Genomic DNA, 14,477 nt, shown 5'->3' on the forward strand with positions numbered 1-14,477 from the left:
TAGCGGACCCCTTGCGGGTTGATCGGAAAGGTCGGGATTGGACCAAGGGAAATGAGCCGATAAGAGCGGGGTTGGAACCTGCCATGGGCGCCAGTGCGAATAACGCGCAATCCCTCGTCCATGGCCCCTGCATCGCTCCCCAGACAATGCGGATCGTCACCGACGGCTTCCGGTCCTGTACGGCCGGCCAAGTTTCCTGTAGCGAGATCGCGGTTGGGATCGCAACGAACGAGATATCTCGAGAATTCGCAAATGCCTGAAGAGATTGCTGCGCCCGAAACTGAGCTCCTGGAGCTGACCGCGAACATCGTTGCCGCGTATGTCAGCAACAATCCGCTTTCCACGCGTCCGAACTCGGCCGCGTGGCTGCCGATACCTATGCAGCGGTCAGCAAGCTGCGGGAAGCACCGGCGGCACAGCCGGAAGAAAGGCGCGCGCCAGCGGTCCCGATCAAGAACTCGGTGACGCCAGATTTCATCATCTGCCTGGAAGACGGCAGGAAATTCAAATCGCTTAGGCGCCACATCGGTACTCACTACAATACATGACGCCGGATGAATACCGCGCAAAGTGGGGCTTGCCTGCGGACTACCCGATGGTTGCCCCTAACTACACGGCAGCGCGCTCTCAACTGGCGAAGGCAAGCGGGCTAGGAAGAAAGGGAGCAGTGCCTGAGCCCGTAGTTCCCCCCGGCGCCAGCACCGGCGAAACGCCGCAAGATCGGCCTGAAGATCACCAGACTTCCGACACGATGATCGCTGAGGCGAAGGAGTGACATGTGACGGTCCGGCCGATCGTGAGATTTCCCGACCGTCGCCTTCGAGCTGTCGCCGAGCCCGTAACAGACTTCGATGACGAATTGCGGAACCTCGCCATCGACCTGGCGGACACCATGCACGCGGCGCCTGGCATCGGGATCACCGCCCGCATATCGGCATTTTGAAGCGACTGGTCGTAATCGAACTGTCCCCAGCGCGGCTCCGGACTTACGTCAATCCGGCTATCCTTTGGGCCTCCGCCGAAATGATCCGGCACACGGAAGGTAGTGTCTCGATGCCAGGCGTCACTGAGGAGATCGAACGCCATGCCCTCGTTCGCGTAGGCTATCAGGATTTGGACGGCGTCGAGCAGGTCGAAGAAGCCGACGGCTTGCTAGCTGTCTGCCACCAACATGAGATTGATCAACTCGATGGAATCTTCTGGATCCAGAAGCTCTCGCGTCTGAAGCGGGATCGGCTGATCAAGAGATATGAGAAACTGCTGCGTGTTCCATAGCCTGCTCTGGGGCCACGGGCGCAGTCAGATCCTGTGCGTTGACCCAGGTCGGTGCCGATCAAGCTCGTCGTCGTCGACCGCTCGCACGACGTCGACGTCCATCTCCGCCTCTGCCTCTGGCGCGATGTGGGCGATCTCGGCGCCAACTTTCGCCCTATGGACGAATTCGCGGGCATCGTCATGAGCCCGGGACCGCGCCACGCTGCGCTTCGTAGTACGCGGTGCGCTTGTCGAGAAGAATGAGCACCTGTGCGGCTCGTCGCCAGCGGCGCCCGGATCGCACTCCTCTTTTCGTACCATCGTCTGACGGCCTGTAGCACAGTTACATTCTCCATCTCTCCTGGCGGTCGTGCCGGAACTTTCGGCAGGGATGGACGCCCGATGGGAGAAGACCCGTATCGCCGGGCTTCAGCTTCGCCGACAGCCTGATCCCGACTGGGAGCCGCCATCCCTCTCGTACGGCAAGCGGCCGTTCTATAAAGCGAGAAAACTCACCAGCTCGCTTGCCGCGGCCCGCGGGGCTGGAAGCCGCCTACAGGAAGGCCGAATATGTCACGACGAGGCGGTATTGCGATTTCCGGACTGAGCTGAGCCGCCACCTGATGCGCGGCCCAGGTAACGTGTTCGCAGGTGCGATACACAGTTTTGTGCATTGCAATATTTTCGGCAACCGATATGATCCTCCTGTCGGCCATCTACTCCTCCCAGATGCGATGCCGACGCTGAATGCAGTGCACCTCCTCCCGCGCTGCATTTCAAATCAAGCCCGCTGCCACCTCCTCCCGGCAGCGGGCTTTTTCTTCTGTGCCCGCAGATTCCTGCTCCACATCCTGCCGCGTGGCTTCCACCGCATCCGGCACTACGGCTTGCTCGCCGGCGGCTCTCGCAAGGTCAGCCTCGCACTCGCGCGCGAATTGCTGAGCGTCGCGCCGCCGCCCGATCTGCCTTCGGGCCGCTTCAAGCTTGGTCAGTACCGCTTGGCAGGGTCGCCTTTCGGCGATCCCAACGTCGGATTTGCCGACGGCCGATGCAGCGCCAACGGTGGTCACATGAATAAAAAGTGCCGAGAAAAGAATGGCGTCGATAATTTGCCTTTTTTGGTTGTTCCGTAACGGGCTTCTAACACCCGTAGCTGACGGCAGCTTGAAAGCCGCCGGACATTTGCGCCACGGGGGTTCAGCGTAGCGTCAGGTTCCGTCATTAGGCATGAACCCTGCGATATTAATGGAGCTCGGCATGTATATTTTGCTCATTGGACACAACGAGGACTTTGTCCGCGATGTACGCGAACATACGATGGGCCACGCGGTCGACTGGGCCAAGGACCTGTCCGAAGCGCGGGATAAAGCAAGTCTGTTCGCCTACGACCTTGTTCTGCTCGACATTGAGCTGCCAGACGGCAACGGCATCGACTACCTGCGGGAGATGAAGAAGCGGCCTGATTCGGCACCGGTCATCATCGTGGCAGGCCGCGATCAGGACGAAATCGAGGGGCTCAACGCTGGTGCCGCCGACTATTTGGCCAAGCCGTTCAATTTCGGCGTACTTTCCGCGCGCATTCATGCCGTGGGGCGTCGTCATGGGAAGTTCCCGGAGCCATATTGTGTCGGGACGCTGTCAATAAACTCGGCCGAGCGGCGCTGCGAGCGCGACGGGCAGCCGGTCTACCTGACTGCATGCGAATGGACAGTTTTCAACTGCCTTCTGCGCCGGCCCGGAACGTTAGTTTCGAAGGCGAAGATCGAGGACGTACTCTTTTCCTTGGGTTCGGAGATTGAGAGCAACACCGTGGAGGTTTATGTTAGCCGGCTCCGCAAGAAGATCGGCGGGGACCGAATAGCGACAGTGCGTGGCGTCGGGTACAGTTTCGTGGCCGAATCGGTCCTAGACCACGTCGATCTTGTCCGAGAGGTTCGGTCAAAGGTTAATGACCTCTTGAAAAAGCCGTGGTTTGCCGGACGGCTAATCCTTGACGTCGACGGCTGCCCCTCTTTGGTGCGCAAATTTGAAGACGCCCTTGCGGTTGACCTCGCGCTTCATTACCTACTCGACAATGCACTCACACATGGACTGCCCGATACCCTGGCAACAGTTTCCGTCCGAGCTAATGGAACTATCGCCATTGTAAACGCAGGACCGGTGGTGCCCCTCCCAGACCTTGACGAAATAACAGAGCGATATGAATATGAGCGTCGTAAGACTCAGCCGGACTTCCCTGGTCTACCCCTCGCTAATCATGTTATCAAGCACGTCGGGGGCAGCCTTGAATTTGCCTCGCCTGCCCCAGGTCGCGAGGATGGTTTTGAGGCGATTATTCGAATCCCTCAATGACACTGGTTTGCTGCAGCGACCAGGTTGGGCGTAGGAAGCATTGTAGGCTGCTGGGCAACGGAGAATGTCAAACAAGGGTGGTAACCAAACCCGCGGTGGGCCGGCTCGCCAGAGGAAGTCAGCACGGGCACACCACATCCCAATCCACTGGCGTGAGACAAGCATGCCACCCAAGCCTAAGGCGCTTCCCCCTGCAGTCACAACTTCGGATTCCCGCCGTGAGAGCCCGTGCTGTAGCGTTGTTCTGAACGGTCTTTTTCATTCACATGGGACGTTGTTTGCAGTATGCCCGATCGGTGGAAGAACATGGCCGGCAACGCATCGGCGGCATGGCTCTCGGTGGCAAATTCCTTCCCGATCGGCTCGTGGGCGGCGGCATCCTGACCAAGGCTGGACCATCCAAGGCGTCGCCTCGATCCAATTTCATGGTCGACTATCCCTATGTGTGGAAACTGGCCGAGAGGCACCGGCTGGGTAGCGTCACGCCGCATCATTTCTTTGCGGAGTTGGAACGCGCGGGATCGCTGGAGCGGCTGGTTGACAAGATGAAGCGGTTGCCGGGGCGCCCACCAACAACAACACGTGAGCTATCTAGCCCGAAAAATTCAGGGTGGTTGGCGGATGTGGCGCAAGCCATTGAAATGACGTAGGATTTGGTTGCTAAAGCCGATCCGAATCATTTCCCGGAGACCACACCCGCCATGAATGATCTTACCCTGCCGCTGAGCGGTTTGTCATCAGTGGGCGGCAAGTCCGTCGTCGCCCGTTTCAACGGCGGCATGTTGTCCTCCAACTGTGGCGTTCTGGTGCTGGCCGAGGTGGAAAAACGACTGCGGGTGGCCGACCGTCTGGCGCGTTGCATCGATGATCCGCGCTGCCCGGACCAGGTCGTCCACAGCCTGGCGGACATGATTTCGCATGAAGATGATCGCCGCCGGCTATGAGGATGGCAATGACGCCAACCAGCTGCGCTCCGATCCGGTCTTCAAGATGGCCCAGGATGCGCTGCCGTCGGGTCGGGATCTGGCCTCCCAGTCGACGATCTGCCGGCTGGAGAACCTGCCCGGCGTGCGGGAGCTGGTCGCGATGGGGCGGGCGATGGTCGATCTCTATTGCGCTTCCTTCCGGCAGGTGCCGAAGCGGATTGCGCTCGACATCGACGACACGTTTGACGCCGTACATGGCGGCCAGCAATTGCGCCTGCTCCGATACCATTCTCTGGACCGCCGGAAGGTGGAGTTTCCCGGCTTTCTCACGATGGCGGGCTGGCGGCGCCATCGTGATTGAGCAACGAGATCGGGACCTTGTGCCCGATCGCCCCATGCGGGCGCACCTCGTTGTACAACACGACGACAGAACGCCCACGGGATCGCGGTGTCGCATTGCCTCAAAGAAAATGTTACCGCGCGTCTTGGTTGCCTCACCTAAAATGTTACCCGTGAAGGCGAATACCGCGATGATGCTCTCACCACGAGGGAGGCATCATGACGACGAAGATGACGCATGCTATTCGCATGGAACTCGCCAATGCGGTCAGGGTTCGCTATGCGGCCGCAGCGAACAAGGACAAGCGCAGGATCTTGGAGGAGTTCATCGCGGCGACGGGTTATCATGAAAAGTCCGCAATCCGTGTCCTGAACAGCCCCCCGCAGCCGAGGAGCCGGCAGACCCGTCAACGCCCGTCGCTCTATGACGAGGCCGCTCGGGGCGCGTTGATTGTGCTGTGGGAAGCTTCAGATCGAGTCTGCGGCAAGCGCCTTAAGGCACTGCTGCCCATTCTATTGCCGGCGCTGGAACGCAACGATCATTTGAAGCTCGCGGAGGAGATACGCCACAAGATCCTGTCTATGAGCGCCGCGACGATCGACCGCTTGCTCCAGATGCCGAGGCGCACCATGCGTACGAAAAAGCCGCCAAGGGTTGTGCCAGAGCCGCGGCGGCGCATCAAAATGCGCACCTTTGCTGACTGGAACGAGCCGCTTCCCGGCAGCATGGAAATGGACCTGGTTGCTCATTGCGGAGAGGCCAACCGCGGTAGCTACGTTCACAGCCTGGTTCTGACCGATATCGCGAGCGGATGGACGGAGGCCGCGCCCATCGTGGTCCGAGAAGGCACCCTCGTGGTCGAGACACTCGAGCGCATCCGCATGGGCTTGCCCTTTGCCCTGAGAGCGCTGGATGTGGATAATGGCAGCGAGTTCGTCAACAACAGGCTGATCGAATATTGCCTTGGTCACGGCATCGAACTCACTCGCTCGCGGCCTTACCGTAAGAACGACCAAGCGTGGATAGAGCAGAAAAATGGCGCCGTTGTACGGAAGCTCCTGGGTTATCGGCGCTTTGAAGGCTTGGCGGCGGCCAGAGCGATCACGCGCCTTTACGGGGCATCCCGGCTGTTTGTGAACTTCTTCCAGCCCTCGTTCAAGCTGGCTGCCAAGCAGCGCGACGGAGCGAAGGTGGCCAAGCGCTATCATCCGCCGCAGACGCCCTGTGAGCGTCTCCTGCAGGCGGAGGGCATCCCGATGGCTGCCAAGAGCAAGCTGCGCGAGATCGCCGCCGACCTCGATCCGCTGAAGCTTCTGGAGGAGATACGAGCTGTGCAGGCCTATCTCGCAGCCCTGGCTGACGGCGAAACACCGCCGCCGCCGACATCCGAACCACCCGACCTGGCCGCGTTCGTAGCAAGCCTGTCGAGTGCCTGGCATGCGGGCGAAATCCGTCCGACATTCTCCACCGAAGCCAAACCGCGTTACCTACGAAGTCTACAAAAGGTCTCGACGCAAGTCCTTATTGCGGCTCCCACCGCCGCGCTCAAGCCGGTGATCTCACCCACTCCTGCCGCGAAAGCCGCGAAGATGCAGGAGAAGCCGAAGCCGGTCTACGCCGAGCCTGGCCAAGCCCGCGTCCAGGCGCTCCGCATGGTGTGGCCGATCGTTTGCCGCCGATTGGAAGAATTCCCCAACATCAATGCCACGCAACTCTTCGAAGAGCTGTGTGTCCAGTTTCCAGGTCGATTTACCCGCAAGCAGTACAAAACACTCGTCCGACGGGTCAATCTGTGGCGCCAAGCAGCTCGCGCACGCGGTGTTGTCGTTGGGCCGAAGACGTATCGTCGGCTCAACGACAAACCGCGTGGCCGACGTCCAGACATCTTTAAGGACCATTGGGAAGAGATGGCACGATGCCTTGAAGAGCGTCCCGATCAGACAGCACTTGAACTTCTCGTCGAGTTCCAGGCCCGTCACCCCGGACGATACAGCTTGCGCCAGCTTCACACGCTGCAGAAGCGAGTAAGGGCGTGGCGACAACAAGCCGTGCAGCGGCTCATCGGCGAGGTCAGCGGCCCAGCGCCATACCTCGCTTCAGATTCCACACGTCTGGCGAGCGGGTAACATTCTTGGTGAGGCAGCCGGTAACAAAATTACGTGAGGCAACACGAGATCGCGGAGCACGAGCTTTTTTACCCGTGGCATCCTTGGGCCGGGAGCCTGGTCCATATTCATGAGGTGGTCGAGAAGGCTGGTAGTGTGCGGCGACGCCGTCGCACTGACACCCGACCAGGCGCTCGCCGTCTTCGAGCTCCTCACCGAACTGCGCGACAAGATCTGGTTATGCTACGCCCTCGACATCCAGCAGGAGATCCAAAACCTCAATGCCCCGACCGATTAAACGAAATCAGCAGGTCCCTACCTCTCTCACAGGAAAACCCCAAACAGCACATGGCACCGTTTATGCGCACTTCCTGACGACCGCTAACAGCCAACTGATCGAAGAGCAAACTCACGGGCATCCGGGCCACTTCCGGCAGCAGATCCAGTTGTTCCTTCAATCGATCGACGTTCTGTGCGCCCTTCGCCGCAATGATGCCGAACTCCGTCATGTGGGCTCGGATAGGCGGGGCCAAACCTTCTTGAGTTCGACGATCCTTTTCATTTTTGTCGCCAATAGGTGTGGTCTGCCCGTTGCCGATTAGGCAGCCGTGGCCGCCGCATCGATGACAATGGCCCCTGTAGGCACGCGCGGTTCCGCGCTTGGATGTATCCCTTGGTGGAGACCATTAAGGCTCCTCGCCCAGCAGGAAGAAGTTGCCGTCCTGATCGATCTACCGGGATTCATTCCCAGTTTCCGCCACCGAGACCGACAAGGGTTGAGCGAAGCAAGGTCTGTTACCTGTGGACCCTCAGGCGTCATCCACCTTCGGTCATCCGCAAAAGGTGCGTTGCCCGGGTCGCGATGACTGCGCGCACGGATTTTAGAATGGCGTGGTCCGCCCCTACATTCGCCAGCTGCGCGAGCAAAGCGTCGGCCTCATCTCCAATGCGCCCGGCCATGGTTGCGATATCGCGGATGAGAAGGCGTTGCGCGCCCCGGGTTTCGGGAACGAGCGTCAGCCAGTGCTTCAGTTGGATCGTGTCGGGAACGGATCGTCCGCCGATCGCCATGGCGAGCTTCTTGGCCAGCCGCGGATAGGCGGCGGTGCAAACCACGTCGTAGAGTGGGGCGAGATTCGGCGTATCGCCGTCATAGAGCAGCGCGTAATTCTTTCCGTGCGCATCGGCATTGCCCACGAGATAATGAAAGATCAGCATCCGGATGAAGCGCAACCGGTCCGCCGCCGGTCGTGCGCAGGCCCGATCGATCAGGTCCAGCGAGCTCTTGGTACCGGGACCGCCCTCTTCTTCATATTTGAGTTCGGGTGGAACGCTGAGCGCCTGGCAGAAATCCTCCTGGTGCAATCGTTCGATGTGTCCGCCGTCAGTCCGCGCACGGTCATAGCGCTGGATCAGAAGAAACGCGGTGTCGCCGGCACGGCGCATCTCGACCCTTGGAACCGGCAGTTGGAGACGCTCTGCCAGGCGCAGACAGAAGAGCTCGTTCTCGACGGTTCCTTCCAGCGCCTGGATGACCGGCTTCAGAATATGGGTGGTTGGGCGGCCGCCCTTGGCTAGCCGGATCGTCTCGCCTTCGACGATCACCGCGAGCTTGTCCTGGGCGCCGGCCAGTGAGAGACGAACGCCCTCCTCTCCCCCGAGCAGGGGCCGCTCGCGCAGCTTGCCGATGATTTCCTTGAGTCGCTCTGCACTGAGAGCCTCGTCATCGTCGGAAGGAGCCGGCGCTTCACCAGCTGGATACAACGACAAGGCGCCCGCGCATTCGCCACCGATGACCTCGAGCAGGCCGAACGCATTGCCAGCCGAAAGGCCAAGCGCTCCGGCAAGACGCTGCCGCGCGCCCTCGTCCGGAAGAAGGCCCGAGAAGAACGGACGCGCGACCCGGTCGGCATAGGGTTCTTCCCGCAGCGGCATCGAGAAGGAAATGACGCGGGGCTGCTGCCCGGCGAGATAGTCGGCGTAATAGGCGTAGCCCAGCGCGCCGTCCTCGTCCTGGCTGAGAATGCCGGCCTTGGTCTCCCTGAAATATACGTCCAGTAGATGAGTCATGACCCGCTATCCCGTCGGCGGCCGACCGACAGGAAGAGGCCGAGGGCGCTGGCCACCTGGAGCGCACGACCAAGTTGGCAGGTCTCCTTCCCCGCTTCCAGTTCGCGCACGAAACGCACGCCGACGCCGGTAAGGCCGGCGAGCTGTTCCTGTGTGAGGCCCTGCGATTTGCGTTCCTGCCGGATCCGGAGGCCGAGGGTTTTGCTGTCGGTTATCGTCTGCATATTCATCCCTATCGGGACGAATCTATCATTCGAAGCGGCCTTTGGAAAGAAAAAGAACCGTTCGGGACGATCACATAAGGAAAACGTTAGTAGCGCCGGTATCAACCCGATCGGGGTGATTTAGCTCGAGTGCTTACTTGACTTGGCGCCTGACTCAATCTTCACTGCCGGACGGACATACCTCTCAACAGGCGTTGCGGTCGGATATCAATCTGCTTGTCATCGTCGTCAGTTCGTACCTGAAAGTCTCCGAGCGGCAGTCCCGTGCGCTCTGCGGCGGCAGGTACCAATTCAGTCAAGGCCGCCGCCATCGGTCCTTGGATATAGGCCGTACAGGCGTCCTTGATAGCATCTAGTCCTGCGTTTCTTTGGTTCGAATCATATCAGGCGGCCTCGGCGAGTTTGTAGGACCATGTGTGGATGACGGGATGGCGATTGACCTCGTCGATACCAGCCATGATGCGCTGTTTGAGCTCATGTTTCGAGGTCACCCGGATATGGCGCAGCACCGAGCGAGCGAACTTGGAGAAGCCCTCAATAAGATTGAGCCACGAGCCGTGCTTAGGAGTGAAGATGAGTTCGAAGCGGCCGGCCGGTCGAGTAGCGAGCCAGGCTCTGGTCTCTCTCGATATGTGCGCGGAATGATTGTCGAGGATCAACTTGATTGCGGTCCCGACCGGGTAGGCAGCATCGAGGAGCTTGAGCAATTCGACGAACTCGCGGCTGCGATGGCGATCTCGCACGAGCGCATGGACCTTGCCGGTAAGCAAATCAATCCCGGCCAACAGGCTGAGCCTGCCATGGCGCTTGTATTCATGGTCGCGCGCGAAGGTGGCGTAGGCGCCAGGCACGGGCGGCAAATCCGGCGCCGTCGTTGCGATGGCCTGGATTCCGGGCTTTTCATCGCACGAGATGATCGCCACCAGCTTGCGCCGCCTGTTCGAATTGGCAGAGGCTTTTTTCAGGACCTCGACTTCACGATAGACGCACAGAACCTCGGCCATCTTCTGTTCGAACTCGGCGTCTCGTTGCTCAAGATAATAGCGCACCTTATGCGGCTTGATTTCCTCTTTGCCGAGGATCTTGCACACCGTGCCCTGGACCAGACTGGCCAAACAGGCGTGTCCAGCCGTCGGGCCGTGCTCGCGCGCATGGCGGGCCAGCAACCGCGTCGTCCACAACTCGTGCGGATAGCCGTGGTCCTTGGCCTTGTCGCAGGCCAACGATACCAGCCAAGCCTTAGCCTCCGGCGTGATCACAGGCTCCTTCCCCGGTCGCGGCCGGTCATCAAGTGCGGCCAGCGGGCCATAGTCCACCGCCCGTTCGACGCAGCGTTGCACTGTCTGATGATGAACCCCCAGCCTTCGCCCCACCGTGAAGAACGACGGTGTTTCACGATAGTTGAGCAGCATTTGCGCGCGCGCCACCCGGCTCGCGCGTTCCGTGCGCGAGCGCGATATCGCGCCCAATTGCACAACCTCTTCCTCGTTCATCGCCAACTCGATCACACGCCGCTGTCCTGCCATGATGCTGCTCCTCGTTTCGCCAATCGCAAACGAGGAATCCACCAAGCAACTGATTGTTCCTTCCAAGCCGGATTCATGGAATCGATCGTCTAGTTTGGCCTCGCGCTTGGTGCGACTGAGGTTCTGAAGTTCGGCGACCGAGGCCCCTTCCCCTAAATCACCGCGGAACACGGTGACGTATAAAAGTAGGCGGCAAGCGCCGTGTCGCCTCTCGGCGACCGGTTTCTCACCGCCTCTTCCCGAACCGGACTTGCGCCTTTCGTTACGCATCCGGCTCTCCAGAAGACATGGCGAACTCAGGCGTCCCCATCCAGGCGAGGCGGTATCGGCAGCTCGGGGTCATTGCGAGCAGAAATTGCTCGGTGAATCCGTCCCGCCAGACCGTGCGCGTGCACCGCAACTGACTACCCGGAGCGCCCATGCATCTGGCGCTTGATGGTCTTGAGACGGTTAATCTGTCTCTCGACGGGACTGGTGCTCCAGGGCTGGGTGATTGCGGCCCGAACAGCCGCAATGTCACGGCCGATGCCTGCTGCAAGTGAAGCCAGTTCGCTGTCCGTGGCGTCCTCAATCCATTGCTCGAGGCTGGCATCGTCGTCGCCGCGTATCAGTGCAGCGAAACGTCGGGCCAGGTCACCCGCCTTCAAGAGCTCCGGCGCGCAGTCATAGAGATGGCCCAAGAATTGTTCGGTCTGCTGATCGAGCAAAGTCGGGTCTTCCCTCAGCAGCCATGCACAGTTTCGGCGCGACGGCGGCCGCCATCGGGCATTTGGCGGAGCGGTCGATGAGCACTGCTGGCGGGCGGCGGTCCACCTGTAGACGGTCGCCCTGCTGCCTGCAAAGCCGCGGCGCTTGATTTCGCTCCTGTTGATGGCTTTTCAAAAGCGCGGCTAAACGACGACAAGAGTTTGGTGCTTGTGGACGGAACAAAAAGGCGGCCTTCGCAGGCCGCCGAGTGTCGAGGATGTGTGCTTCAGAGCGAGGACGGGGCTTTTTCGATATCGCTGTGATTGGTCGGTGTTCGTTGCTGCTCCTGGATAAGTTCCTGGAGTTGGACGCCGTAGTGCGACCAGATGCTATCGGCGAGATCGTTGAGGAGCTCGAAGACAGCGAGCGCCTGTTCGGGTGTCCATTCGGGATTGATGAGGAAGTGGATTCCACGACTGAGGCCGGACGGTTGAGGATCTGGTTTCATGCCGCGGGCACCTTTTCGCCGGAGGAGCGGCTGGTGCGTTTTTCGCGCTGTGCCTTTGATCGCTCGGCCGCTTCCTTGAAGCGATAGGAATCGCCTTCGATGGAGATCACCTCGGATCGGTGCATGAGGCGGTCGACGAGGCTGACGACGCAGGCGGCATTGGGAAAGACCTCCGACCAATCAGCGAAGGGTCTGTTGGTGGTGATGATGGTTGAGCGTTTTTCGTAGCGCCGGCTGATGAGCTCGAACAGCAGGTCCGCATGACGGTTCGAGTAGGACAGATACCCGACCTCGTCGATCGCAAGAACGTCGGCGGCGGCGTAGTGGTGAAGCCGTCGGCGCAAGGCTGCATCGCTGTCGAGGGCGGCGAGTTCGCCGAGCATCTCGCTGGCGGTTCGGAAGAGGACGGTGTGACCGCAGATGAGCGCCTGGTGAGCGACATTGCGAGCAAGTGTCGATTTCCCGACGCCGTTGGGGCCGATAAAGACGATGTTGGCGGCATCGTTCATGAAGGACAGGGTCATCAGATCCTCGACGGCGGCGCGGTCGATGCGGCGCGGCCAGTGCCAGTCATAATCGGACAGTTGCTTGAAGTGGCCGAGCCTGGCGGCACGCATGCGTCGCCGCATCGAACGGTCGGAGCGCTCCTCTTCTTCCCATTGAAGGACGGCGGCCAGCCAGTCCGCGTCAGCGATTTCGTCCCAATGGGTGATCAGGCCATTGAGGCGCAACGCCTTGGCCCGGTTGAGCAGGATGTCGGGATTATTCATCATCTTTGCCTCCAAGGGTCAGTTGGTCGTAGCTGTCGAGGCGATGCGGCCGTACCGTCGTATCCTTGCGCCGCACGTGTTCGGGCAGGCTCGTTTCGACCGGCGGCGGAGCACCACGGGCGACCCGGCGGCGTTCCAGTACGTCGCGAACCGACCTCGAATGGGAGGCGCCGGCGTGCAAAGCTTCCTCGACGGCGGCCTGCAGTTCCTGCGCGCCGTACAGGTCAAGCAGTTTCAGCATCGCGTTTGTGATCGCACCGATATTGGAGCCACGCTCGGCGGCCCGGATCATCAGGGTCTGGCAGGCCGGCACGGCGCGCGTCAGGCTGTTGAGGCCGCGATGCTGGCGCGCCTCGCGCTTGATTGCGACGAGAGCCTTGAGGTGCTGAGGGTCCTCGATCTGCTGGTCACGATCATAGCTGCGACGGTGACTGGCGATCATCTTTGCGCCGTCGAAGACGCGGACCAGGCCGAGATCGGCGCGCACGCTGAGCGTGCGCCGGACATGAGCATGCGGTACCGAGTAATCGTTGAGGTCGAAGCGCACATAGGGCGTTTTGCCAACCTTGGCGGCGACCTGCTCCTCGACGGGGTATGGGTTGGCGGGCAGCGGCAGAAGCAGTGGCTGCTCTTGCGCAAACGCCTGGCGGACCGTCATCGTCCGGTCCTCGGGGCATGGCCGGTCGGCTGCCTGGTTGCGGCACCACTGTTCGGCCTGGGCATTCAGATCGTCGAGATCGGTGAACCTGCGGGCGATGAAGAATGCTTCCCTTATATGCCGTATGGCGCGCTCGACGCGGCCTTTTTCGTTGCCCCGGGCAACCGCGACAGGACGTGGCTCGAACCGATAGAAGCCGGCGAAGGCAAGCAGCGTCGGATGGAAGCGGATCGCATCGCCCTGGCGCTCGAGCACCGCACTCTTGAGATTGTCATAGAGCAGGACCCTGGGCAGCCCGCACCATGTGTTGAACGCGCCGACGTGACCGCGCAGGAAGTTTTCCATTCGCGCGTCGAGGAAGAAGCGCAGGTAGATGTCGCGTGAGTAGGAAAGCACCATCACGAACGCCATGAGCGGCCGGCGGGCGTTGCCGATCTCGATGTGACCGAAGTGGGCCCAGTCGACCTGTCCCTGCTCGCCCGGCAATGTGCGTAGCCGCAGGAACGCCTCGGCCGGCTTGCGGGGACGGTGCAGGGCAACCAGGTGCCGAAAGTGCGTCGGCAAGCCCCGGTAGCCGCGCTCGCGCACCATCGCATAAAGGCGGCTGGCGGTCAGCGAGGGGAACTTTTCCAGCGTCTGCTCAATGAATGGAAGATACGGTTCAATGATTGAGGCTCTCTGCAGCGGCTTGTGCCGGGGCAATCCCGCCTGGGCCAGAACGCGATGCACCGTCGTGTGATGGACATGCAATTGCCTGGCGATGGTGCCGCAGCGCCACTTCTCGGCGTGATACAGGCGCAGGATCTGCGCTTCCAGTTCGGGGCTGATGGTCATGATGCGGGCTCTCCGTCTGCGTAGTCAGCTTCACGGGCATAACGAGCCCCCCGGCGACGCACGAAGCCGGTGCGAACGAACGGCGACAGTCGACAGTCGCAGCGCCGACAGCACGGCGTGGGCATGACCGATGTCGTCGCCCGCCCGACGACGTCAGCAAAAGCAGCGACGACATCGTTCGAGGGACTGACCAGTAGTGAACCGGCAGGAGATGCAGGTGGAG

11 protein-coding genes and 5 pseudogenes are annotated in these 14,477 nt (G+C 60.8%); 8 read left to right on the forward strand and 8 right to left on the reverse strand.

Annotated features, from left to right (window positions below; genetic code table 11):
- Positions 1–252 precede the first annotated feature (252 nt).
- The 8 genes and pseudogenes from HB778_RS40805 (at position 253) to HB778_RS40840 (ending at position 7,275) form a co-directional block, all read left to right on the forward strand.
- Positions 253–775: pseudogene (locus HB778_RS40805) on the forward strand (MucR family transcriptional regulator).
- Between the two features lie 3 nt (positions 776–778).
- Positions 779–1,275 (forward strand): annotated as a pseudogene (locus HB778_RS40810) (peptide deformylase).
- Positions 1,276–2,084: 809 nt separating this feature from the next.
- Positions 2,085–2,198: pseudogene (locus HB778_RS40815) on the forward strand (transposase); the annotation flags it as partial.
- 313 nt (positions 2,199–2,511) lie between these two features.
- Complete coding sequence (locus HB778_RS40820; protein WP_183455087.1) at positions 2,512–3,606, forward strand: ATP-binding response regulator; 1,095 nt, start codon at positions 2,512–2,514, stop codon at positions 3,604–3,606.
- A 296-nt stretch (positions 3,607–3,902) separates the two neighbouring features.
- A complete protein-coding gene (locus HB778_RS42675) occupies positions 3,903–4,256 on the forward strand; it encodes a hypothetical protein (protein ID WP_244662167.1) in 354 nt (117 codons plus the stop codon).
- A 51-nt stretch (positions 4,257–4,307) separates the two neighbouring features.
- Positions 4,308–4,821, forward strand: a pseudogene (locus tag HB778_RS40830) (transposase); the annotation flags it as partial.
- 269 nt (positions 4,822–5,090) lie between these two features.
- Complete coding sequence (locus tag HB778_RS40835; RefSeq protein WP_183465722.1) at positions 5,091–6,998, forward strand: DDE-type integrase/transposase/recombinase; 1,908 nt, start codon at positions 5,091–5,093, stop codon at positions 6,996–6,998.
- Between the two features lie 133 nt (positions 6,999–7,131).
- Positions 7,132–7,275 carry a hypothetical protein gene (locus tag HB778_RS40840; RefSeq protein ID WP_183455085.1) on the forward strand — a complete coding sequence of 48 codons (144 nt, stop codon included), beginning with the start codon at positions 7,132–7,134 and terminating at the stop codon, positions 7,273–7,275.
- A 91-nt stretch (positions 7,276–7,366) separates the two neighbouring features.
- On the opposite strand, the pseudogene HB778_RS40845 reads toward HB778_RS40840, so the two are convergent.
- The 8 genes and pseudogenes from HB778_RS40845 to istA form a co-directional block, all read right to left on the reverse strand.
- Positions 7,367–7,528, reverse strand: a pseudogene (locus HB778_RS40845) (IS110 family transposase); the annotation flags it as partial.
- A gap of 265 nt (positions 7,529–7,793) precedes the next feature.
- On the reverse strand, positions 7,794–9,047 hold the full coding sequence (locus HB778_RS40850; protein WP_183455084.1) for a type II toxin-antitoxin system HipA family toxin: 1,254 nt from the start codon (positions 9,045–9,047) through the stop codon (positions 7,794–7,796).
- Entirely contained in the window at positions 9,044–9,271 is a 228-nt protein-coding gene (locus HB778_RS40855; protein WP_183455083.1) for a helix-turn-helix domain-containing protein, read from the reverse strand. The genes HB778_RS40850 and HB778_RS40855 overlap by 4 nt, the downstream gene beginning before the upstream one ends.
- A gap of 383 nt (positions 9,272–9,654) precedes the next feature.
- Positions 9,655–10,797: an IS630 family transposase gene (locus HB778_RS40860; RefSeq protein ID WP_183455464.1), complete on the reverse strand. Its 1,143-nt coding sequence runs from the start codon at positions 10,795–10,797 to the stop codon at positions 9,655–9,657.
- 404 nt (positions 10,798–11,201) lie between these two features.
- Positions 11,202–11,504: a transposase gene (locus tag HB778_RS40865; RefSeq protein WP_210308095.1), complete on the reverse strand. Its 303-nt coding sequence runs from the start codon at positions 11,502–11,504 to the stop codon at positions 11,202–11,204.
- Positions 11,505–11,770: 266 nt separating this feature from the next.
- The gene (locus HB778_RS40870; protein WP_183459435.1) at positions 11,771–11,992 is read right to left on the reverse strand and encodes a hypothetical protein; all 222 of its coding nucleotides are present in this window, start codon (positions 11,990–11,992) and stop codon (positions 11,771–11,773) included.
- Complete coding sequence (istB, locus tag HB778_RS40875; protein ID WP_183465277.1) at positions 11,989–12,762, reverse strand: IS21-like element helper ATPase IstB; 774 nt, start codon at positions 12,760–12,762, stop codon at positions 11,989–11,991. The genes HB778_RS40870 and istB overlap by 4 nt, the downstream gene beginning before the upstream one ends.
- On the reverse strand, positions 12,755–14,254 hold the full coding sequence (gene istA, locus HB778_RS40880) for an IS21 family transposase (protein ID WP_183459433.1): 1,500 nt from the start codon (positions 14,252–14,254) through the stop codon (positions 12,755–12,757). The genes istB and istA overlap by 8 nt, the downstream gene beginning before the upstream one ends.
- Positions 14,255–14,477: the final 223 nt, after the last annotated feature.

This window comes from Mesorhizobium huakuii (genome assembly GCF_014189455.1).
Classification (GTDB): Bacteria; Pseudomonadota; Alphaproteobacteria; order Rhizobiales; family Rhizobiaceae; genus Mesorhizobium; species Mesorhizobium huakuii_A.